This window comes from Paenibacillus arenosi (genome assembly GCF_014841135.1).
Lineage (GTDB): Bacteria > Bacillota > Bacilli > Paenibacillales > Paenibacillaceae > Paenibacillus_B > Paenibacillus_B arenosi.
Window position 1 is genome coordinate 74,510 of sequence record NZ_JACYTN010000011.1, and the last position, 22,405, is coordinate 96,914.

The following is a 22,405-nucleotide window of genomic DNA, read 5'->3' on the forward strand; positions in this document are numbered from 1 at the left end:
ACTGAAATCCCCTCCGTTGGTCATAAGAAAAGGAACTCCAATTCCACTAATAAAGTGGATAGGAGTTCCTTTTCTGTTCACCTACGCCTTCGGGTGAATCATCAACTCAGGTCGAACAACCTCGTCGAACTTCTCTTCCGTCAGCAAGTTAGAGCGCAACGCCGCTTCTTTCAGCGTTAGCCCCTCTTTGTGCGCTAATTTAGCAACAGCAGCTGCATTTTCATACCCAATATGAGGATTTAATGCCGTTACGAGCATCAACGAACGATCAAGGTGACTTTTAATCACATCGACATTGGGCTCAATGCCTACCGCACAGTTATCGTTGAACGATACGACAGCATCTGCCAACAATCTGCAAGATTGCAAGAAGTTATAAATAATGACCGGCTTAAATACGTTCAGTTCAAAGTTGCCTTGACTCGCAGCAAAGCCAATCGCAGCATCATTCCCCATCACCTGACAGACAACCATCGTCAACGCCTCACTCTGCGTCGGGTTCACTTTGCCTGGCATAATGGAGCTGCCCGGTTCATTTTCAGGAATGCGAATTTCGCCCAATCCACTGCGAGGACCGCTGGAAAGCCATCTAACGTCGTTCGCAATTTTCATCAAGTCTGCTGCAAGCGCTTTAAAAGCACCATGCACATAAACCAGCTCATCATGGCTCGTCAACGCATGGAACTTGTTGCTTGCAGAAGTGAATGTTTTGCCTGTCTGTTGGCTAATTTGATCTGCAACCATATCCCCGAAGCGCGGATGAGCATTAATCCCTGTACCTACTGCTGTACCACCAATAGCCAATTCGCTTAAATAAGCTGCGCTTTCACTAATCATGCGTTCGCTTTTCTCCAACATTCGATGCCAGCCACTGATTTCCTGACCGAGCGTAATTGGTGTTGCATCCTGCAAATGGGTACGTCCTATTTTAATGATAGATTCAAATTGTTGGCTCTTTTGAAGAAGTGTTTCTTTCAATTTATGAATGGAAGGTAGCACTTCCTCTTCCACAGCAACTAGCGCCGCCATATGCATGGCTGTTGGGAAGGTATCATTGGAGCTTTGTGATTTGTTAACATCATCATTCGGGTGGACACGAAGTGTGCTGCCGCTCTCTTCTAGCAACTGATTCGCACGATGTGCAATCACTTCGTTTACGTTCATATTACTTTGTGTACCGCTACCCGTTTGCCACACGACTAGTGGAAAATGCTCATCCCAGTTCCCAGCAATAACTTCATCAGCCGCTGTAACGATAGCTTGAGCCTTCTGGTTGTCCAATTTGCCCAACTCTTCGTTTGCTAGAGCAGCACTCTTTTTCAAAATCGCAAACATACGAATTAACGGCTTAGGCATCTGTTCTGTACCAATGTTGAAATTTTCAAAGCTGCGCTGTGTTTGCGCGCCCCATAGCTTGTCTGCTGGTACCTTTACTTCGCCTAATGTGTCCTTTTCCAATCTGTACTCCATGTGATGCCCTCCTCATTTGGATATAAGCGTAATGGATTGCGTGAGATTGCAAATGATAATGATTTTCAATGATAGTTTTATTATGATCAAAATCATTCACCGTTGTCAACATCTCCATAATCTACCTTTACATCGACGTGATGCGAGTGTAGACTACGATATTGGGCAAAGGAAAATAATGCCGAAATATGCAAGGAAACGACGATATGATATGTTCCTATTTTTAATTAAGGGCGGTCTTACTGATGAAACGTTAAGTTGGAATAATTGTAATGAAACAACCAGACAACCGCACACATCTCTTTATAAAAATATAGAAGCTTCTATTACCCACAAAAAAGAAGCGGACAAACACTACACAAACAAACGTTATGCTGACGCATTTATTGAATACGCTCAAATGCCGATTAAAGACGAGCTTGTAGTAACAAGAAGCAAAAACCTTGCACAATATCGGGTTGATGACCTGAAAAAGAAAATATTCAAATCTCAACAAACCGGCTTATGCCATGACATTGAAAGTATCATTTCCAAAATAAAAGAGATCGCCAACTCCCATCCTTATGTGAAATACAGCCCGGCCAAACTTGAACAACAGCTAAAGGATTGCTTCCTCCATTCCAAAGCTATGAGTTCAGTTGAGATTGGTGATTATAGTGAAGCCTTATCCTATTTTGAACAATCAGAAAACTATGCTACTCATGCTGTTGCCCTCTATATTCTTGCTATGCACAGTGAAGATATTGGATACAAATCAACAATGAAAAAGTTCCTGTATCGCATACCTGCTGATTATAACGGGCCGTATTATAAAGAGATTCTTTCTTACAAAAAGAAATACATACCGAAAAACGAGTGGAAGCAGCAGTATAGCAAGTATCATAAATTAGCACCTACTGCTTATGAAAAGTTGGTTTTTTCGAAGGCTATTACGAGTAAAAGCAGCTATATCAATAAGCAGCAAGAGAACAAGCAAATCAGTAACAACAAAGGACGTAGCAACAGCGGCTACAAAGTAAATAGCAGCATGAACAGCAATAAGGGAAGTCAATCCAAGAGCAGAACCAGTACGAATCGTACAAGCGGAAGCACTAGTAGTAATTCCAAAGGGAGCAATGGAAGTAAGAGCAATTCGGGGAGCAGCTATAAGAGCAGTAGTACTAGTAGTCGTAGCAGCGGAAGCAGTTACAGTAGTGGCAGCAATAGCCGCGGAGGCTATAGCGGAAGTTACAGCAGCGGCGGCGCTTCTCGCGGTGGTGGCGGGCGCAGATAATGTAAGAGATTTCTCAACACAAGCTTATCAACATGCATAACCACTTTGGATCATACATTAGCATTAGTAAAAAGAGAAAAGAGCGATATATTCTACATCAAAAGGTAGGTCTACATCATGAAATGGGTTTATTTAATTATTCTCCTTATCATCCTATGGTTCTTTGGATTATTTACCGGAGATGATGAGGAAATAAAAGAACCAAAGAAACCTGGGAAAATCGTCGCCACTAGGGAACAATTTAGACATGTCGAAGACTTAGTAAGAGCAGGTAAATATGATGAAGCGGAAAAAATACTCCATACCTACGAGCCTAACTTCTTTCTCAACTATTATCATATCAAGGATTCAATAGCGGGAAAACGGGCAGCTGATGAACATTACGAAGCTAAGCGTTATTTAGAAGCATTTGAGCAGTATCACAATATGTATTTTAAAGATGCTGTTGCTACGAAACGAAGCGAGGAACTAGTCAGCTATCGTATAGACGTACTTAGAAAAGAACGTAGAGCCTATTTAGAAGAAGACCAATGCTCTCTTGGTTTTGAAGGAGAAAATAAAGAAACAGAAATTGAAAACTTAGTAGAAAAGTATCCTAAAATGAAAGTTGTCCTTCTTGAAATGGAACAGGAAGAGCGTAATTGCTGGGCTTTGAAATATGCAAAAGACGGTGATTATAACAACGCTTTAACCTATTATGAACAGGACGCACACTTTGCAGAAAATGCTGTTGTATTATATTTATTAGCAATGAAAAGCAAAGAAGAAGGAGCGATTACTAAGGCGAAAGAACTCCTTTATCGGATTCCCGTTGAATATGCTGGTCAGTATAGTAAAGAAATTTTAGCTTTCAAGGAAAAACACGTGCCTAAGAAGCAATGGGAACAGCAATACCAAAAGTATCACAAAATCGACCTTACCTCATCTCAAAAAGCAATGGTAACCCATGCAGGACAAAATGTGTTGAAGGATATGAAAAAAAGGCAAGCTCAGACGGCACTTGAGGAAGACTACGACGACTACAGCAGTGAAGACGATGATGACTATGATTATAATTACAACAATAATAGCAGCAGCGAGGACAAGAGCAAGAGCGGTAAAGATAAGAACAGTAAGAGCAAAGATAAAAAGAAGAAAGACAAAGGTTCGTCTAGGTCGAAACAAACCAAGTACAAGCAGGATAATAAATCTGCAAAGAAATCTTCTGCGAAGAGCAGCAGCACTTCCAGCAGTGGTAGCGGAAGTAGTAGTAAAAGTAGTAGCAGTTCGCGAGGAAAGCGTTAAGCACTATATGTAAATCCCCCTTATTAAGATCCACAAGTCTCTCATGGTGACTATTCGAAAATTCCGTTGTCCGCGAAAGAAGAAGATGAGATAGGTATCTCGCTTCTTCTTTTTATTACACCTAGATTAATTTCGTTTCACAATTGTAATAGCTAAGCATCGAAAATCGCAGCATGAATCAATGGATTTCTTATAGTCACATTAACACTCGATCCCGCTCCGTATCGAAGATAATCACTGATTTCTCCCTTTTAAGCTGATTTACAGAGGTAATCGTGGTTGAGTCAATAAGCAACAGCTCTTTTTATAGGATCAATTATGCTAACGGTTGCCACAGAGGCTATATGGCCTATATTTACGTATTTTGAAATGTAACGAATGTCAGAGAGCTTATTAGCCAGTTTGAGCCATGTAATTAACCAAAATGGCTAAAATAAGCGCTCTGGCGACCGTTAAAATTCTAGTTTGGACGATTTAATGAAAATAACGTTAATGGCGTTCGTTAGAGAGAAAATCGTATTTCAACCGAATTCGCAATTCAAGATCGAAATTCATAAGCTGACGACAGCACCTACAAACATCGAGATCTCATTGGGCTAAGGGCATATGCAACAATCGAGCATCCACATTGCATGCTGCAAGGTGCATTATATATAATGATATTGCTTATCACTACAATTTTATATGTATCCATATACATTAAAATAGCCACATGAAACGATAAAAGGAGCTTATCTGATGATTACAAACAACAGCTCTCCTACAGCTCATTCTGAGCATGAACATATACACCAATCTGTCGCCTATCAGCGCATCCTCATCGTCACCGCTGTTGACGTCGAGCGAGACGCTGTCCTGCGCGGTCTCGATGGCGACAGCCGCTTCGAGGTAATCGCTGGCGGTGTCGGGCCGGCTTCCGCTGCGGCCAGCACCGCGACCAAGTTAGCACTCGGCAACTATGACCTAGTTGTCAGTGCAGGCATAGCCGGCGGCTTCGCTGGGCGCGCCGCAGTCGGCACGCTCGTCGTAGCGAGCGAAATTATCGCTGCCGATCTCGGTGCAGAGACGGCTGAAGGCTTCCGCCGCGTGGACGAGCTCGGCTTCGGCTCCGCCTCTGTCGCCGTAGAGACAGAGTTGGCTAGCCGACTAACGGCGGCGCTGCAAGCTGCTGAGCAGACGGTTGCACTTGCTCCTGTGCTTACGCTATCAACCGTTACCGGCACAGCCGAAACTGCTGCGGCATTGGCGCAGCGCATTCCAACCGCCGCTGCCGAAGCGATGGAAGGCTACGGCGTTGCTGTTGCTGCCCAGCAGAGCGGAATTCCCGTGCTGGAGCTGCGCGCGATTTCGAACCCGATCGGGCCTCGTGATCGGGACGCATGGCGGATCGGCGATGCATTAGCAGCGCTGCAAGCCGCTAGTTCCATTTTGAAGGAGGTACTACGATGAAAATGGCATATTCACCGTGTCCAAACGATACATTCGTATTTCATGCTTGGGCACATGGATTAGTCCCAGGTGCTCCTCAACTGGATGTAACCTACGCGGATATTAATATTACAAACGAATTGGCAACTCGCCCAAATGACCTTGATATTCTTAAAATTTCATACGCTGCTCTCCCTTGGGTGCTCGAAGAATATGCACTGCTTCCATGCGGCGGTGCCCTTGGAAGAGGCTGCGGCCCACTCGTCCTTACACAAGGACAAACTGCTGAAGGTAATGTTCCTGCCCAGTTATCTGGCAAAAGAGTGGCCGTGCCAAGCGAACGATCTACGGCATACTTGCTGTTCCGACTGTGGGCAGCCAAGCATGTTCCGGGCGGCGTTGGCGAGATCGTCGTGATGCCATTCCATGAAATTATGCCTGCTGTGCGCGACGGCCATATTGATGCAGGTCTCGTTATCCATGAGGCACGCTTTACTTATCCGAACTACGGGCTATCCATGCTTGTCGATCTCGGAAACTGGTGGGAGGAAGATACGAATCTGCCCATCCCGCTCGGAGCCATTATCGCTCGTCGTTCACTCGACTTACATGCAATCTCCGAATGGGTACGTGCCTCTGTGCAATATGCATGGGCACAGCCTGAAGCATCTCGAAACTACGTCATGCAGCATGCACAAGAGCTCGCTCCTGAAGTAGCGCAAGCACATATCGATCTCTACGTGAACAGCTTCACCGCCGATTTAGGTGAGGATGGCTTTAACGCTGTAGAAGCCCTGCTCAGCCGTGCTGCTGCTGAAGGGCTCGTTCCTGAATTCGATACAGCCTTGCTAAGGCTGTAACATAGGCGAATACGAAAGGACAGCTACCCCAACAGGATAGCTGTCCTTTTTCATAAACATCTATGTACCATTTTAATAACTAATCCAAATGTGGATGTGCCTCTACATATTTTTTCAAACGATTCAACTCATTTTGCAGCATTATTCTAGATATCCAACTCGTCAAAACAAAGAGTACTTTTGCCATTCCTGATGAAAACTCATACTCCTGTTGATGAGTTACTCTCACGACCTCACCTTGCTTATCAAAGGAATACGTCATCAAAGCTGTAAAGTCATCCATGACTGCTCTGGCTGCTAGCCTATAGGGCAAATTGCATTCTACAATTCTGGCCTTTACTTCCAGAACTTGACCAAATTGCTTCTGCACGCAAATGTACGTTAAACCAGGGTAGCATTGATTGCGATCTTCTTCTTTTTCATAAATATAACCAGTAACCAATTTACTCCAACGCTTTACTTCCTCTTCATCATTCATTGCTCGAAAGATTCTATCTACTGAGGCGTTCATTTCTGCTGATACCTTAATCTGCACGCAATATATCTCCCATTCTACTCATGATGGTGTCTATTCCAAGTGGACAATAAGAACAATCTACCTTTAAACAACACTATTACTCATAATTCGAAATAGATACAGGAAAACCTCTTACTATTTGAAAAATATTTCATCTTCATATAGTAAGAGGCTGTACATACTAATGCTATTTGGTTAGAAATCTCGCTATCAATCCTCACCGCCATCAGCCTGTTCCACTGATTCGGACACTTCCGACGGCTTAAGACTGTTCTGATAACGCCGTTCCGCGAACGCTTTTAATCGAGCCAACTCCTGCTTCAACTGCCTGCGCAATACCCATCTCGTAACAAGGGAAGAAATCCGATCCCACCATGCAACGACTTCACGTGTATGGATTAACGTTACACGCATAACACCAGGCTCATGCTGTTCCACTTGGAAATTGGTCCATACTTCCCAATCTTCACATGCTCCTTTTACTGTGACACGTCTATCCGGTTCGTATTCCATAATTTCAGATTGGATTTCTACAAATCTCCCTAGGTACTCTTCCGCTCGTGTATAGGTAACGCCTCGTTTCATACATTCACGGTCTTCTTCCTCTTCAAACTTATACTCAACTACAAACTCGCTCCACTCCATGACATAGGAATCACGAATATACGATTCAAACACCATTTCTTTCGGAGCAGCAATATCGATAGAAATTGAAATATTCATCTTCACACTCACCTACTTGCCTTTTTACATCTATACTGCTAACAGCGACGGAGAACCGACAACAACTGAGTATTTTTATAGCCCGCCGACTGTAGAGTAGCTTATATTCTAACATGTTCAAGCAGCAGGTTAAATGTGAGTCTATTTCCATTCGGATCATGATGCAGGCACAATTATTCCTTACACCTTCGCATTAGCACGTCTACTAAAATAACGTCTAAAGCCTTCTCCTAATATATTGAATGTCAAAATAACATACATAATAGCTAACGCTGGGAAGAACACAAAGCCAAACTTGTTGTAATAAATATCTTTACGGTGTGCTCCTAACAAGGACATCCAATCTGTACTCGAATTAATAAACTTCTTCGTATATTCTGCAATTTCAACCCATTCGTGCGTAAGAAAAATACTAAGTACGCCAAGCTGACCAACAAGCAGCATCACTTTTCCTACATCGATACAGAAGTTGATAATAAGTTCAGGCAGCAGTGCAGGCATATAGTAGCCTACGGCCAAACGTCTGTTACTTAGTCCTAGGGAAGCACCAGCTTCCATGTAAGGTTCATACGATATTTGATGAGTTTGTTGCTGAATGACATAGGCTACCCTGAACACTTCAATAAGCGCAAGGATAGTAATAACTTTTAACAGCCGATAATCTCCATATTGAATCAACGGATTACTCAATAGTAATGCTGCAAAGAAGAGAGCAGGCAAGTAGGAGAAGACTTGATTCATGCTCGTAACGACCGAATACGTGAACCCTTTCTGTTTGCGAGCAAGCAAACCTAGTGGTACGGCAATGAGGTATCGGACTAAAGTCACTGCCAACACAAATAAAACAGTTGATTTTGCACCTACGATCAGCTTGCTTAAATTGTCAACACCCGCTTTGTCTGAACCGAGCGGATTAATGGCAGATGGTTTATAGGGAGGCATCGTGAGCTTGGTGCGATCCGCATTCCAGCGATGCTTCTCTGGAGTTAAATCTTTATTCACAAACGGAAGATGCGGACCTGCAAACATAACGAATAGAAGGAATGCGAGCATCGTTCCACCGATCCATAATGGTATATTTCTCAACTCAACCACCCTTTCATCGCAATCCGCTTTTATACTTTGATATGATGCTGACCAATTGAGCGATAACTAGCAAGACCATAAAACAGAAACAAATCCCGATAATAACACTAGGTTCATAGTTGGCCCCTGCTCCAAAATAGAGATCGTAGTCAATGGCGATAAACAGGCGATTCGCTGCACCTGGAAAATTGGAGAAGTATTCGATAATTAATAAGTTAGATAACATATACACAAACAAGGAAGATAAATGGCTTAAGATCGTACTCATGCAATTTTTCAACACATGTTTGTACATAATGCGAGTACGGGACAATCCCTTAGCTTGTGCGACTTTAATGTACAGAAGCCCTTCTTGTGCCGAGATTGAAGCTGATGTAATCCGAGCGATATAGAAAGTAGGGTAAATGGATAGCAATAGAGTAGGAAATACCCACGCCTCCCAGCCTTCTTCAGCGAATATATGAACAAAAGGAAAATAATTAAGGATAATCCACTGATATATCAAAATTAGTAAAAAGTCTGGTATGGATTGAAACAACCACGTTGTCATACCACCTAGCCATTTTGTCTTACGATCCGAACTTTGATAATCGAAGATCCCTTTTAAAATACCTAGCCCCATACTAAGGACGAAAGCGGTAACGATAACAGCCATACTATTCATTACCGTTCTTGCTACAGCAGCTTCAGCTGTCTCCCCTTCATAACGAGTAGGACCAAGCGTCTGTTCATAAAAAATTCCATGCAAAAATGTCTTAATGTTGTTCGCGTATTTCTCCCAACTAAAATGATATTCAGCATGTATGCCGTATCCCACCACACTAATATCCAAATCTCGTGGGAATAAGACGACTAAGATGAGCATGACCATTGCAAATAGACTGAGCCCTAGTGTCTTGTAAATTTGTGAGCGCATATTCCTGACATCCCCCCATGCCATTTCTATCTATATGATTACAGTTGTTTTTACAATCCATTATTTGGATCGTAAAAATATTATATAGCTTTTTCGTCATATTCCAATAATCTCCTGCATTGTTCAGAAAAAATATATGTATCTAGTTGTACATTATGTATATAAGAGCTTTCATTGATTTTTAGAATTGAACGGGCGTCGAAACTAAAAAAGAGGCTCTGCCCTACAAGTTTGTTCAACTTGCAGAGTAGAGCCTCTCCTATCTATTCATCCATTCACTTGTGTGTCAGTTCCATTCACGAACCAACTGTTCTCCGATTGTACAACCAAGCATATAGTCTCGGTTCAACACTTCTATATCTTTCGTAAGACGCTCCGTCTTGAATTCAGCCGGAGGATTCACCTCAATAATACGAACATCCTTAGGTGGATTGCGCATAAAGTCGATCGCTTCTTGATACTTATTGGCCCGATTATCTAGTGCCTCTACCAGCCGTGGATGTTGGCGTAGTACCCATCGAGTTGGATAATTGACTTTACTAGAACGCATCGTGAATGCATGTGGTCTAGAACGAATCACCATGATCGTTCTCGCTCCCCTGCGGTACGCTTCCAGAACAGGAATCGAATCGGTGACCCCGCCATCGACATAAGGAACTCCATCGACTTCAACAAACCCACGATAAAGAACAGGAATCGCGCTAGAAGCTTTCAACATCTGTTCTAAATTATTCGTGTTAGGTTCAAGATAGACAGGATTGCCCGTTTCTACCTCTGTCACCCCAATTAGGAATTGAGATGGACCATTAAACAACAACTCTCGCTGTACAGGCAGCTCTCGTGTTGTCGTATCCCACAACCAGTCCAAATCCATCAAATGTCCACCACGAATGAATTTTTTCCAATTTATAAAGTCAGGCCTTACGGAATAATCCGTAATGACTTTATAGTTACGCTTATACATTTGACCAAGGTAAACGGCTGTATTGTTAGCACCAGCCGACACACCAATACATATATCGAAGGGATTGAAGGAATGCTGAATGAACGCATCCAACACTCCTGTGGAAAATATCCCTCTCATCCCTCCGCCTTCAACAACTAAAGCTGTCCTACCTAACTTCGGAACCGTAACAGAATGCTCACTCATCTTCTCACCAACCGTTTTGTTAATATCTAGCGTGAACCTATATATATTATTACACATCAATTGCAGAGTGATGTAAACCCAACAAATGATCTAGACATTATCCAATGGTCCTATAAAAGAGAATAATCGCTCCCGTGGTACGTCACCGAACTTAGTTGTTTCTATATTTGCTTAAAGCAGCTTCTAAATATTTAGCCGTTTGCGAATGAGCAACCTCTGCTACCTGCTCAGGAGTACCTGCCGCCATCAATTGTCCACCTGCTGCGCCACCTTCAGGTCCAAGATCTACGACCCAATCCGACTCTCGTACAAGTTCCATGTTATGCTCAACAAGAATAACCGTATTATCGGCATCCACCAGTTTCTGCAGCAAAATAAGAAGACGTTCCGCATCCTTCGGATGGAGCCCTGTCGAAGGCTCATCCAGTAAATACAGCGTATGCTTCTTCGTTTTCTTACTTAGTTCCTTCGCCAGCTTCAAGCGCTGCCCTTCTCCGCCGGAAAGCGTTCGAACGGATTGACCCCAATGTAAATAGCCCAATCCCACTTCGCACAACAGCTCGATCATACTCGCAACTTTTTTCTCCGATGCGAATATTTCCAAGCTGTCTTCGATAGACATGTCCAGCAGATCGGAGATGGAGTGATCTTTATACGTAACCGCCAATACTTCCTCTTTAAAACGGCGGCCCTTACACGTCTTACAGGTAACCTCCATATCGGGCAAAAAATTCATATCCAGCGTTACTACACCTAGCCCTTGGCAATTTTCACAACGCCCACCTGCTGTATTGAAGGAGAAATGCTTAGACGTTAGCTTCTGCTTCTTCGCTTCAGGCAAGCCAGCAAACAGATTACGAAGCTGCGTAAATACATCCGTATAGGTCGCCACATTGGAACGCTGCATTCGACCAATCGGAGATTGATCCGCCAAAATAAGCTCACCAATATGCTCCAGGCCTTCAATACGGTCACAGCCTGGACGCTTCGCATGCTCAATACCGCCTTCCGCAAGCAGATCGAACATCAATGTGGATTTCCCTGAGCCAGAAACTCCTGTTACAGAGGACAGCACCCCGAGCGGGAACGAAACATCGATATGGCGCAAATTACGCAAATGCGCATTATGAATCGTTAACGTACGACCATTTCCTTTTCTACGTTTACGTGGAGGAGAAGGAAGCTCCTCTTCTCTCAAATAAGCGCCTGTAACCGATGCAGGGATCGCTTTTAACTGCTCCAACGTCCCTTCGCCCACTACTTCACCACCGCGACTTCCCGCTCCTGGCCCCATATCAATCACATGATCCGCAGCACGCATCATTTCCGGATCATGCTCGATGACTAGCACCGTATTTCCCATATCACGCAGCTGCAGCAATACTGAAATGAGACCTTCCGTATCTTTCGGGTGAAGCCCTCTAGATGGTTCATCCAATACGTACAGCACTCCCGTTAATCCCGAACCTAGCAATGTGGCAAGGCGAAGCCGCTGTGCTTCTCCTCCTGACAACGTAATCGTCTGACGATCCAAGGAAAGGTAACTAAGACCAACATCGACAATCCGCTTAAGGCGATTCGGCAAATCTTCCATAATCGGTTGAAGCAAGATTTGTTCCTGTTCTGTAAGCTGACTGGACAAATCGCTAATCCATTGATACACATCTTGCAGCGACCAACTGGATATGTCCGAAATGGACGCTCCATATACTTGTACGGATCGACTGTCTGCATTTAACTTTTTACCGTGACAAGACTGACAGGTTTGCTGTGTGAAAAATACGCCAGCGTGTCCGTAGGAAGCCCCTGCTGCATCGCCGTCTTTCTCTTTGTATCTGCGCCACATACCAGTAATAATACCTTCGAACTTGCCCTTCGATACCGTCTTCGGTGGCTGAACAGTTGGATAGTGACGAGAGAACTCTTCACTTTCAGCCCCATAGTAAAGCAAATCCTTCGCTGCTTCTGTATAGGTTCGAAGTGGAAGGTCCAGATCGAACTCAAATCCGTAATGCTTGCCAGCTGCCACTAATACATGACCATAGTATTCGATCAATCCTTCATTAAGGAAGACAACTCCGCCTTCACGCAAGCTTTTATCCAAATCAAACACCGCATCTATATTCAAACTAGCCACTTCACCTAAACCTGAGCATTCTCCACAAGCACCTTCAGGTGTATTGAAGGAAAAATGCCGCATGGTGAGCTTTGGAAGGGACGCGCTGCAAGAAGGACAAATAATCTTCCCTTCACGCTCTTCTTCCTCATTCATACTACTATCTGCTGCTGCGTCTGTTGCCTGTTCGACCATTTCACCGCAGGATGGGCACGGACGCTTACCTGCTCTTGCATAAACAAACCGTAGAAATTGATGGATATCCGTGACGGTTCCAACCGTTGAACGTGGATTTCGATTCGTCACATGCTGCCCTACACTTATGGAAGGAGAAAGACCCGTAATGGAATCCACTTTCGGCTTCGTGAAGGAATCTGTAATCATCCCCATTGATTCCATGTACTGTCGTTGACACTCTTTCTGCAATGTTTCCATCGCAAGCGTAGATTTACCGGACCCTGACGGCCCCGTTAATACAACAAACTTATGCTTCGGAATCTCCAACGTAACGTTCTTCAGGTTGTGCTCTCTAGCACCTTTAATCTTAATCGTCTCGAACAATGATACCCCTCCTTGATTACGGTTGCGGAAGTCCAGCGTGTGAAATGTGCGTAGAGAAATTTTCGCGGATCAACCCAGCGGTCATTCCTAAAGCGGATAAATTCGCAACTTAATTAAAATAGATCCTTATCATACTACATTCATGCAAATGATAAGGTTGAGGTTATATGACCCTTTATTTACGAGTTTAGAATAAATAAACATTACACTTGGTCTTTAAAGTTTATCTACAACTCACCTTCCCACTCACGCTTGAATTGCTCTAAATAACTTTCCATGTATCGATGCCGCTCTATTCCAATTCGCTTCGCCGCATCCGTGTTCAGCTTGTCCTTTAGCTTGAGCAATTTCTCATAGAAATGATTAATCGCCGTGCTCTTTCCATGTCGATATTCCTCCATCGTCATCGTTTCTCGAGGCGGAAGCACCGGATCATGGATCGGATCTCCTTTCCATCCTGCATAGAGAAACACTCTCGCAATGGCGATTGCTCCTATTGCATCCAAACGATCAGCATCCTGCACAACATGGCCTTCCAGCGTCCGCATCGGCGGATTCTTCCCTGCTGAATAAGACATCGTAGATATAATCTCCATAAGATGCTCCTGCTCTTCGTGAGTGAGGGGCTGGCCTTGTAGCCATTGTCTAACCTTCTCAAGCCCCGCTTCCTTCGACGGATTCAACTTTTCATCTGCAACATCATGCAGCAAAGCCGCAATTTTACATAGCGCGATATCCGCCCCTTCTTCCTCCGCTAAATGTTCCGCCATTTTTACCACTCGGTGCACATGCCACCAATCATGACCTGTCGGATCATGCTCAAGTTCTGATTTGGCAAACTGTTCTGCTGCTGCAATGACTTGTTCTTTGGCGTTTCCCATGGAATTCATTAATTAACACCCTTCCTTTCACTTTCATGTTAATCATACTACTAACGTAAAAAGAGCTGACTTCGTCAGAAAATATAACTACGAAGCAGCTCCTTAAAAATAATTTTTAATGATGCGGATTCAGGAATATCATTGATTATATAGTTACCATATCCATCAGCCTTTGCTTCATATACTCCATTGCCATGTACCAATTCACCTGTTGAACTTCCTGCCAACAAAGGAACATTATATTTTTCTTTAGGATTTGGCTTTAAGAGTACCATTTTAGCTCCGACATCAGGCTTGGTACCAATAACTTCGTTATACTGCCATGTTATAACTCCGCTCATTGTCCCTGTTTCGTCAGTTTCATAATCATTCGAGTTGCTTTCAGCACGCGTTTATGTGACAAATACAAAAAAGTCTGTATATGCAGATCTCGCATGTACAGACTCTAGTTATAATCCTGTAGGTACCTATTTAACTATTATTCAGCGCTTTCGATGATTGCTTTTACTCGCTCTGGTAACTCAGCAATCTCTTCTTTAGATAGCCCCTCAACCTGTACAGCAGGTAGAATCGTTAGCTCAACTTCTGCTGGAGAGATCCAGAATCCGTTAGCCTCCATGAGCTTATAAGAACCTGAAATACGAATTGGCACAATAGGAGCCCCCGTCTTCGTTGCGATACGAAATGCACCATTTTTGAATTCGCCGATTTGGTCACCTTTACTGCGCGTACCTTCAGGGAATACAACAACAGAATGACCATTAGCAACAAGTTCTGTCGCTTCCTTCAAACTGTTCATTGCCTGACGCATATTGTTCCGGTCAACAAATATACAGCGGAACAGCTTCATCCAATCACGGATAAGCGGCAGCTTGCCGATCTCTTGCTTCGCAAACATCGACTTCGGGTTGCCAAGGTGGCCTAATAAAATCGGTACATCGAAATTCCCCTGATGGTTGGAAACATACACCGCTGGCTCAGCAGGCAAATGCTCCTCTCCACGTACCGTTACTTTTGCACCTGCTACTCGCAGTAAAGAACGCGCCCATTTTACAACATGCTTAGCTACATGAGCATCAAGTTCTTCTGTTCGCCCTTCACGCTGCAGCCTCTTTGCCTTGTTAAGGTGAGGAAGCAAGCCTATTAAGTAAATCCAAAAATAGATAAACCATACTATGGTGCGGATAATCTTCATGAAGTCCGTCCTTTCAAATGATGTACTCCGAGTATAGCACGGTTTTAACCTTTATGATTTATTGAAATAATTTACTTCCTAATGGAATACAAGTGAATGCATGTTATCCCTGAATTGATTTGTTTACGATGCAACGATATGATAAATAGGTCAAATCAAAGTCATAAGAACGTGATGCATCGATATGCAGATCGTTCGAGTCACTCAAGATAAATAAAGGAGCGATAACATGGAATATTCAGCAGAGCAAGTTGCTGAGTGGATGTTGAAAGAACTTCAATTTTCAGGCATGCTGCGCCAAGACGAAGCAGTAGCATACATTCGAGAGCATTTTGGCGAGTCTTTTATATATGCACATGAGAATGGCAATGTATCGATTGAGAAAGAAGTAAAGAAAGCATTTAAAAAATTGCACCGCGGCAGAGCTGCATGGGATCGTGATGGCTTCTTCTGGGGTTGGACGTAAATCAGGGTTCCTCGAACATACCTAGGAAATACAAAAGCGCTGTTGAGTATTGGCACAAAGCCATTCAACAGCGCTTTTTCATTTTTTATTATTGCTGCTTAAGCCATACTTCCTGACCATCTTTTAGCAAGTACCGATGAGTCGTTGAAGCTTCCATAATATCGTCATATGCCCAATACGCAGGCTGGACATCTTTCCATTTTTGCAAGGCATGGATAGATGCAGGTGTACGTCCAAGTATTTTATTGATTAGCACAACAACCTGCGCTCTAGTTAGAGATTGCTGTGGACGATACGTTCCATTTGGGAAACCTTTTAATACATTCGCTTCAGATGCACTTTCAATATACGCCTCAGCCCAATGCCCTTTCACATCTGTAAAGCTCAATTGGTAAGTACCGCTATTCTTCAACTGCTTCAGCTTGCTCACGATAATAGCAATTTCAGCACGCGTTACCATTTTCTCTGGATGAAATTGGCCGTTTTTATCACCAATCATGAGCTTGCTTTGTGCTACTGTAGAAATATGTTTATTCGCCCAATGCGATGCCCCCACATCTGTGAAAGCAATAGTTGCTGACTGCTGTTTAGACTGTTCCCCTTGAAGGAAAAGACGAACTAGTATGGAAGCCAGTTCAGCCCGCGTAATTCCTTGATTTGGGCGGAACGTTCCATCTTTATAGCCAAATATATACGGTGCATGCTCCTTCGTATCATTGGCCATTCGAATATCTAATTTTACAGCCGTATGCTTAACATGAATGGATGGTGTAGATTGCTCCTTGCGGCTGTCATACGTTTTAAATCCTTCTTTTTCAGCGATGACATAATAGTCGCCTTCTGGGAAGAGCAACCAGCCGAATTGTCCTTCTGTATCGCTGTACTGGACATTCTCGTTATAGGAAAGTTTCTTTGCTTCGATCCTCGGCAGTGCTACTTGAGCACCAGGTACTTTACCATTTTTTCGATTAAGTTCCGTATCAGCCCAAAATAAGCTTAGCTTCACTCCCACAATTGGTTGCTTCGTTTCTGCATCTCGTACAACACTAATTGGATCGATGACTGTTACCTTCATAACTGACTTATCTGAATCGCTAACGACTAGCTCACCTTCTGTACCCGCAAGCCGTTCCCCATTGGCTGTTGTTACAAATAAATGTACGCGATACGTGCCTTTTGATAACGGCTTAAATGTAAAGGTGCCATCAGTCGCAATCTCAATGCCTTGCTGTAGTCGTTTGCTATTATTGGAATCGTAAATATCCGCTCTTAGTTGCAGCTTAGCATCAATTAAATGTGTAACAGGAACTTGAAGTATCGACCCATTTGCATCAATGACCTGAATACTGCCTTTACTGTCTTTTGGCGTGTAATCACCTGACCCATTGGATCCACCGTTCGATGCTGGATCTTCACGAGTAATTGTGACTAAGTAAGGCTTCGATGATCCATCTTGTGCGGTAACGAGTATCGTAATCGCATTCGCTCCGACTTTTAATGTCACTTTTACTGCAGTTCCGTTCGCTGCTGCTGTTCCATTTATCGTAATGGTTGAAGTGGCATCTGCTGCAATTGCACTGATGCTTACTTCATACACCGCATTCGTAACGCTTGCCGTATAGTTCGTAGTTCCCGATGAAAATGTCGGACTCAACGTGCCTGTACTCAGCGTCAAGCTGCTTAAGCCTGCATTGCTTGACTGCGGCGGAGTTGAGCGTGTAACAATTACCGTGTATGTTTTCGTCGTACCATCCTGTGCGGTAACGAGGATAGTAATCACATTCGCTCCGATGTTGAGCGGGACTTTCACAGCCGTTCCATTCGCTGCTGCCGTCCCGTTTATTGTAATCGTTGTAGCAACATCAGATGCTATCGCGCTAACGTCTACATCATATACGGCATGAGATACGCTTGCCGTATAGCTGGTTGTACCAGATGCAAACCCTGGGCTTAATGTTCCCGCACTTAGCGTCAAGTTGCTCAAGTCCGCATTGCTCGACAATGGTACTGCTCGCGTTACCGTCACCGTGTATGTCTTCGTCGTTCCATCTTCCGCCGTGACGACTACCGTAATTGGGTTCGATCCTACGTTCAACGGTATGCGCGTTCCACTGCCACTTGCTACCGCAGCTCCATTCACCGTTACGCTCGCTTTGCTATCCGCAACTGTTGGCGTCACATCCAACTCCGTTACACCGCTCGAAACGTTCGCCGTGTAGCTCGTTGTGCCAGATGCAAACGCTGGGGTCAGCGTTCCTGCACTTAGCACTAAGCCACTTAGGTTCGCGTCACTCGACTGCGGCACTGCTCGCGTCACTGTCACCGTGTACGTCTTTGGCGTTCCATTTTCCGCTGTAACGACTACCGTAATCGGATTCGCTCCCACGTTCAACGGAACGCGATGAGCGTTTCCACTTGCCACGACCGCACCGTTCACCGTCACGCTCGCCTTGCTATCCGCTGCCGTCGGCGTCACATCCAGCTCCGCCACGCTATGCGCCACGTCCGCCGTGTAGCTCAACGTGCCAGATGCAAACGCTGGATTCAACGTTCCTGCGCTTAGCGACAAGCCACTTAGGTTCGCGTCACTCGACTGCGGCACTGCTCGCGTTACCGTCACCGTGTACGTCTTCGTCGTCCCATCTTCCGCCGTGACGACTACCGTAATCGGATTCGCTCCCACGTTCAACGGAACGCGATGCGCGTTTCCGCTTGCCACTGCCATACCGTTTACCGTCACAGTCGCCTTGCTCTCCGCTACCGTCGGCGTCACATCCAACTCCGCCACGCTATTCGCCACGTCTGCCGTGTAGCTCAACGTGCCAGACGCAAACGTTGGACTCAACGTCCCCGCGCTCAGCGTCAATCCGCTCAAGTCCGCGTTGCTCGACAGCGGCGGTGTGGCACGTGTTACCGTCACCGTGTACGTCTTCTTCGTTCCATTTTCCGCCGTCACGACTACCGTAATCGGATTCGCCCCCACGTTCAACGGAACGCGATGCGCGTTTCCGCTTGCCACGGCCGCACCGTTCACCGTCACGCTCGCCTTGCTATCCGCTGCCGTTGGCCTCACATGCAGCTCCGCCACGCTATGCGCCACGTCCGCCGTGTAGCTCAACGTGCCAGACGCAAACGTTGGACTCAACGTCCCCGCGCTCAGCGTCAATCCGCTCAAGTCCGCGTTGCTCGACAGCGGCGGTGTGGCACGTGTTACCGTCACCGTGTACGTCTTCGGCGTTCCATCTTCCGCCGTGACGACTACCGTTATCCGGTTCGCTCCTACATTCAACGACACTCGCGAGGCACTTCCACTTGCCACCGCAGCACCATTCACCGTTATGCTCGCTTTGCTATCTGCTACTGTTAGCGTCACATCCAGCTCCGTTACGCTGCTTGCCACGTTCGCCGTGTAGCTTGTCGTACCAGAGGCAAACGCTGGACTCAACGTTCCCGCGCTTAGCGCTAAGCCACTTAGGTTCGCGTCACTCGACTGTGGCACTGCTCGTGTCACCGTTACCATGTACGTTTTCATCGTTCCATCTTCCGCCGTGACGATTACCGTAATCGGATTCGCTCCCACGTTCAACGGAACGCGATGCGCGTTTCCACTTGCCACGGCCGCACCGTTCACCGTCACGCTCGCCTTGCTATCCGCTGCCGTTGGCCTCACATGCAGCTCCGCCACGCTATGCGCCACGTCCGCCGTGTAGCTCAACGTGCCAGATGAAAACGCTGGCGCCAGCGTTCCCGCGCTCAGCGTCAATCCGCTCAAGTCCGCATTGCTCGACAACGGCTGTGCTTGCGATAGTAAATGGCCTCCCACTCCGACAATAACGAATCGACCGCTTCCATAAGCAAGATGATTAAGATCAATGGAATTCCCCGAATTCTCTTCTGTCCATGTCAGCCCATCCGTAGAAGCTAGAATTAGCCCCTTATCTCCAGGCACGACAAACTTGTTATTTCCGTAAGCCACCCCATACAAGCTCTTGCTTCCGGATGGAACTGCTCGCTTGTTCCACGCAACACCATCCGTTGACGTGAGTAATGTTCCCCTAGCACCTACAACAACATAAGTTCCATTGCCATAGATCACCCCGAGTAACGCCTCACTCACACCTGAATTCCTCACCGTCCAACTAACACCATCCGTAGACGTATAAATAACCCCAGCATCTCCAACTGCTACAAATTGCCCACCGCCGTAGGTCAACGAATATAAATTTGATGAGCCTTGCTTTGAATTCGTCCAGTTATGACCATCAGACGAAACAAGTACTGTTCCCTTATAGCCCACTACAACATACTTCTGACTATCCGTTGCAACTGTACTCAAATCTTCCGATACCCCTGAAGTCCTAGGTGTCCAAGTAAGCCCATCTGCGGAACTATATATTTTCCCATAGTAACCGACCGTAAGCCATTGATCTCGCACGTACTGCACACCAAGTGTATTTGTTGGTAATGTTGCCTGGTTGCTCCATGAGACTCCATCTATAGACGTAACCACTTCACGGTTATTGCTTACCGCGATCCAACGCCCATTGCCATAAGCTACATTGTTAAGCATCGTACTCGTGCCTGAAGAGTATGCCGTCCAAGATGTAGTTGCCTGTGCAACCCCGCCTACTGCTCCTAAGCTACCTACTAAAACCGTAATAAAACATAGCGCCACAATCCCTATCCGTCGCCATAAATGATAGTTACTAACTCTACTACTTCTCATATCCATGCTCCACCTCGTACTAGTATGATTGCTTCGACAAGATGTGACAGTTATATATGTACAACTTAACATATTACAACTTTTTCCAGTGATGTTACCACTCATTATATACGACACCTATACTTTATTCACTCAAAAAATAGTTTTAGTTTCTACTTTTTTTCATCGGTAACTATGATATATTCATATTGTAATTCCACATTTTTCTATCCATATCGACAGGAGGTGACATTTTGCAGTACAGATCTGCTTGCAGCGAAGATGAGCCTTTTTTATTTGAGCTCTATGCAGATAGTCGCAGGAAAGAAATCCTTGCCTGGGAATGGGACGAAATGACCAGAGATGCTTTTCTACAAATGCAGTGGAAAGCTCAGCAGCACTCTTATGCAGTACAATATCCGGACGCGCAGCATTTCATCATAGAAACGAAAGAGCATATTCCAGTGGGCCGCTATATTTTATGGGATTCCAATCAGCATACCACTCTAGTAGATCTCACTATACATAGCCTGTATCGCAACCAAGGCATAGGGACATCTATTCTTACGATGCTGCAAGCTGATGCCATCCTCACAAGCAAGCCTATTGTTCTTTCCGTATTCGAGCAGAACTTCGCTGCGAGACGACTCTATGAACGGCTTGGTTTCTGTGTGACTCAGAGCACAGAACTATATGCAACAATGATATGGACCCCACATCCACCTATAAAGGAGTGACGTTCAATTATGGAGAGCTATGTTGGAGAAATTCGAATGTTTGGGGGCAACTTTGCACCCCAAGGTTGGGCATTATGTAATGGACAGCTCATAAGTATTGCGGAAAATGAAGTGTTATTTTCGTTAATAGGTACCACATATGGCGGAGATGGTCAAACGACGTTTGCTTTACCTGATCTTCGGGGACGTATTCCGCTTCACACAAGTAATACACTTCCACTTGGCAGCAAGGCAGGAACCGAAACGGTGACACTAATTAGCAGTCAACTGCCCGCGCATACGCATCAAGTTGTGTCAGTTGGCGCAGCTGGACAAAGTGCGTCACCTACTAATATGTTATGGGCGGCGTCTCCAGCTCCCATTTACGGACAATCAAGCACGACAGTTAATATGAACGCTCAATCCATTACGGCGGTTGGCGGCAACCAACCTCATGACAACATGATGCCCACCACGACAATTTCATTTATTATCTCGCTTTATGGAGTTTATCCATCACAAGGCTAAATACGTATTAAAGGAGGCATTTATTATGGCTGAGCCATTTTTAGGAGAAGTCAAATTATTCCCGATCAATTATGCCCCACGAGGCTGGGCTGCTTGCAACGGCCAAATCCTTTCTATCAATCAGAACCAAGCACTCTTTTCGTTACTAGGAGCCGTATATGGAGGAGATGGAAGAACAACCTTCGCATTACCCGATTTGCGCGGTCGTGTTCCGATCCACATTTCACAACAAATTCCACTTGGACGGTCAGCTGGAGAAGCGGGCCATACCCTTACTATAAACGAAATGCCTATGCATACTCATATGGCTCAGGCATCATCCAATCAAGCAACTGCTGTTTCAGCACAAAATAATGCTTGGTCCGATGCAGCAGACAATTACAAAGACACAACACCGCAAAGTGTGCCGATGGCGGCAAATGCGCTTTCTACTGCTGGTCAATCACAAGCTCATAACAATATGCAGCCTTACCTTGCTTTACAATTTTGTATTGCAATATCCGGGATATATCCATCCCGCAGTTAATCAT

General features: G+C 45.0%; 19 protein-coding genes. 8 read left to right on the forward strand and 11 right to left on the reverse strand.

What is annotated here, in order from left to right; translation table 11 throughout:
- Nucleotides 1-81: 81 nt before the first annotated feature.
- Nucleotides 82-1,470, reverse strand: coding sequence for a class II fumarate hydratase (gene fumC / locus IFO66_RS14220; protein ID WP_192025780.1), 1,389 nt, complete (start codon nucleotides 1,468-1,470; stop codon nucleotides 82-84).
- A gap of 211 nt (nucleotides 1,471-1,681) precedes the next feature.
- Between fumC and IFO66_RS14225 the strand changes: the two genes are divergently transcribed.
- The 4 genes from IFO66_RS14225 (at nucleotide 1,682) to IFO66_RS14240 (ending at nucleotide 6,315) form a co-directional block, all read left to right on the forward strand.
- Complete coding sequence (locus IFO66_RS14225; protein ID WP_192025781.1) at nucleotides 1,682-2,743, forward strand: hypothetical protein; 1,062 nt, start codon at nucleotides 1,682-1,684, stop codon at nucleotides 2,741-2,743.
- A 117-nt stretch (nucleotides 2,744-2,860) separates the two neighbouring features.
- Nucleotides 2,861-4,027 (forward strand): hypothetical protein, encoded by a 1,167-nt coding sequence (locus tag IFO66_RS14230; RefSeq protein WP_192025782.1) that lies wholly within the window; start codon nucleotides 2,861-2,863, stop codon nucleotides 4,025-4,027.
- A 738-nt stretch (nucleotides 4,028-4,765) separates the two neighbouring features.
- Nucleotides 4,766-5,476, forward strand: a complete 711-nt coding sequence (locus IFO66_RS14235) for a futalosine hydrolase (protein WP_192025783.1) — start codon at nucleotides 4,766-4,768, stop codon at nucleotides 5,474-5,476.
- Nucleotides 5,473-6,315, forward strand: coding sequence for a 1,4-dihydroxy-6-naphtoate synthase (locus IFO66_RS14240; RefSeq protein WP_192025784.1), 843 nt, complete (start codon nucleotides 5,473-5,475; stop codon nucleotides 6,313-6,315). Before IFO66_RS14235 ends, IFO66_RS14240 begins: the two co-directional genes overlap by 4 nt.
- Before the next feature lie 79 nt (nucleotides 6,316-6,394).
- Here IFO66_RS14240 and IFO66_RS14245 read toward each other — a convergent pair whose 3' ends face one another.
- The 9 genes from IFO66_RS14245 to IFO66_RS14285 all read right to left on the reverse strand — a co-directional run bounded on the left by IFO66_RS14245 (nucleotide 6,395) and on the right by IFO66_RS14285 (nucleotide 15,460).
- On the reverse strand, nucleotides 6,395-6,850 hold the full coding sequence (locus IFO66_RS14245; RefSeq protein ID WP_192025785.1) for an SRPBCC domain-containing protein: 456 nt from the start codon (nucleotides 6,848-6,850) through the stop codon (nucleotides 6,395-6,397).
- A gap of 192 nt (nucleotides 6,851-7,042) precedes the next feature.
- Nucleotides 7,043-7,555, reverse strand: a complete 513-nt coding sequence (locus tag IFO66_RS14250; RefSeq protein WP_192025786.1) for an SRPBCC family protein — start codon at nucleotides 7,553-7,555, stop codon at nucleotides 7,043-7,045.
- A gap of 180 nt (nucleotides 7,556-7,735) precedes the next feature.
- A complete protein-coding gene (locus IFO66_RS14255; RefSeq protein ID WP_192025787.1) occupies nucleotides 7,736-8,641 on the reverse strand; it encodes an ABC transporter permease in 906 nt (301 codons plus the stop codon).
- 13 nt (nucleotides 8,642-8,654) lie between these two features.
- Nucleotides 8,655-9,557 (reverse strand): ABC transporter permease subunit, encoded by a 903-nt coding sequence (locus tag IFO66_RS14260; RefSeq protein WP_225445768.1) that lies wholly within the window; start codon nucleotides 9,555-9,557, stop codon nucleotides 8,655-8,657.
- A 286-nt stretch (nucleotides 9,558-9,843) separates the two neighbouring features.
- On the reverse strand, nucleotides 9,844-10,707 hold the full coding sequence (locus IFO66_RS14265) for a patatin-like phospholipase family protein (protein ID WP_192025789.1): 864 nt from the start codon (nucleotides 10,705-10,707) through the stop codon (nucleotides 9,844-9,846).
- A 151-nt stretch (nucleotides 10,708-10,858) separates the two neighbouring features.
- Nucleotides 10,859-13,384, reverse strand: coding sequence for an excinuclease ABC subunit UvrA (gene uvrA / locus IFO66_RS14270; protein ID WP_192025790.1), 2,526 nt, complete (start codon nucleotides 13,382-13,384; stop codon nucleotides 10,859-10,861).
- Between the two features lie 227 nt (nucleotides 13,385-13,611).
- Nucleotides 13,612-14,274, reverse strand: coding sequence for an HD domain-containing protein (locus IFO66_RS14275; protein WP_192025791.1), 663 nt, complete (start codon nucleotides 14,272-14,274; stop codon nucleotides 13,612-13,614).
- Nucleotides 14,275-14,339: 65 nt separating this feature from the next.
- On the reverse strand, nucleotides 14,340-14,606 hold the full coding sequence (locus IFO66_RS14280) for a hypothetical protein (protein WP_192025792.1): 267 nt from the start codon (nucleotides 14,604-14,606) through the stop codon (nucleotides 14,340-14,342).
- 137 nt (nucleotides 14,607-14,743) lie between these two features.
- Nucleotides 14,744-15,460 carry a lysophospholipid acyltransferase family protein gene (locus IFO66_RS14285; RefSeq protein ID WP_192025793.1) on the reverse strand — a complete coding sequence of 239 codons (717 nt, stop codon included), beginning with the start codon at nucleotides 15,458-15,460 and terminating at the stop codon, nucleotides 14,744-14,746.
- A gap of 229 nt (nucleotides 15,461-15,689) precedes the next feature.
- On the opposite strand from IFO66_RS14285, the gene IFO66_RS14290 reads away from it, so the two are divergent.
- Nucleotides 15,690-15,926 carry a DUF6953 family protein gene (locus IFO66_RS14290; RefSeq protein WP_192025794.1) on the forward strand — a complete coding sequence of 79 codons (237 nt, stop codon included), beginning with the start codon at nucleotides 15,690-15,692 and terminating at the stop codon, nucleotides 15,924-15,926.
- Nucleotides 15,927-16,014: 88 nt separating this feature from the next.
- On the opposite strand, the gene IFO66_RS14295 is transcribed toward IFO66_RS14290, so the two are convergent.
- A complete protein-coding gene (locus tag IFO66_RS14295) occupies nucleotides 16,015-20,652 on the reverse strand; it encodes a cadherin-like beta sandwich domain-containing protein (protein ID WP_192025795.1) in 4,638 nt (1,545 codons plus the stop codon).
- 233 nt (nucleotides 20,653-20,885) lie between these two features.
- Between IFO66_RS14295 and IFO66_RS14300 the strand changes: the two genes are divergently transcribed.
- Genes IFO66_RS14300 through IFO66_RS14310 form a run of 3 tightly spaced genes read left to right on the forward strand, consistent with a single transcriptional unit; the run spans nucleotide 20,886 to nucleotide 22,401 of the window.
- Complete coding sequence (locus tag IFO66_RS14300) at nucleotides 20,886-21,368, forward strand: GNAT family N-acetyltransferase (protein ID WP_192025796.1); 483 nt, start codon at nucleotides 20,886-20,888, stop codon at nucleotides 21,366-21,368.
- A 6-nt stretch (nucleotides 21,369-21,374) separates the two neighbouring features.
- Nucleotides 21,375-21,875 (forward strand): tail fiber protein, encoded by a 501-nt coding sequence (locus IFO66_RS14305; RefSeq protein WP_192025827.1) that lies wholly within the window; start codon nucleotides 21,375-21,377, stop codon nucleotides 21,873-21,875.
- 25 nt (nucleotides 21,876-21,900) lie between these two features.
- On the forward strand, nucleotides 21,901-22,401 hold the full coding sequence (locus IFO66_RS14310) for a phage tail protein (RefSeq protein WP_192025797.1): 501 nt from the start codon (nucleotides 21,901-21,903) through the stop codon (nucleotides 22,399-22,401).
- Nucleotides 22,402-22,405: the final 4 nt, after the last annotated feature.

What these genes read in the sequence shown, in the direction of transcription:
- fumC (WP_192025780.1), bottom strand. Translation starts at nt 1,470, where the DNA reads ATGGAGTACAGATTGGAAAAGGACACATTAGGCGAAGTAAAGGTACCA.
- IFO66_RS14225 (WP_192025781.1), top strand. Translation starts at nt 1,682, where the DNA reads ATGTTCCTATTTTTAATTAAGGGCGGTCTTACTGATGAAACGTTAAGT.
- IFO66_RS14230 (WP_192025782.1), top strand. Translation starts at nt 2,861, where the DNA reads ATGAAATGGGTTTATTTAATTATTCTCCTTATCATCCTATGGTTCTTT.
- IFO66_RS14235 (WP_192025783.1), top strand. Translation starts at nt 4,766, where the DNA reads ATGATTACAAACAACAGCTCTCCTACAGCTCATTCTGAGCATGAACAT.
- IFO66_RS14240 (WP_192025784.1), top strand. Translation starts at nt 5,473, where the DNA reads ATGAAAATGGCATATTCACCGTGTCCAAACGATACATTCGTATTTCAT.
- IFO66_RS14250 (WP_192025786.1), bottom strand. Translation starts at nt 7,555, where the DNA reads ATGAATATTTCAATTTCTATCGATATTGCTGCTCCGAAAGAAATGGTG.
- IFO66_RS14260 (WP_225445768.1), bottom strand. Translation starts at nt 9,557, where the DNA reads ATGCGCTCACAAATTTACAAGACACTAGGGCTCAGTCTATTTGCAATG.
- IFO66_RS14265 (WP_192025789.1), bottom strand. Translation starts at nt 10,707, where the DNA reads ATGAGTGAGCATTCTGTTACGGTTCCGAAGTTAGGTAGGACAGCTTTA.
- IFO66_RS14275 (WP_192025791.1), bottom strand. Translation starts at nt 14,274, where the DNA reads ATGAATTCCATGGGAAACGCCAAAGAACAAGTCATTGCAGCAGCAGAA.
- IFO66_RS14280 (WP_192025792.1), bottom strand. Translation starts at nt 14,606, where the DNA reads ATGAGCGGAGTTATAACATGGCAGTATAACGAAGTTATTGGTACCAAG.
- IFO66_RS14285 (WP_192025793.1), bottom strand. Translation starts at nt 15,460, where the DNA reads ATGAAGATTATCCGCACCATAGTATGGTTTATCTATTTTTGGATTTAC.
- IFO66_RS14290 (WP_192025794.1), top strand. Translation starts at nt 15,690, where the DNA reads ATGGAATATTCAGCAGAGCAAGTTGCTGAGTGGATGTTGAAAGAACTT.
- IFO66_RS14295 (WP_192025795.1), bottom strand. Translation starts at nt 20,652, where the DNA reads ATGAGAAGTAGTAGAGTTAGTAACTATCATTTATGGCGACGGATAGGG.
- IFO66_RS14310 (WP_192025797.1), top strand. Translation starts at nt 21,901, where the DNA reads ATGGCTGAGCCATTTTTAGGAGAAGTCAAATTATTCCCGATCAATTAT.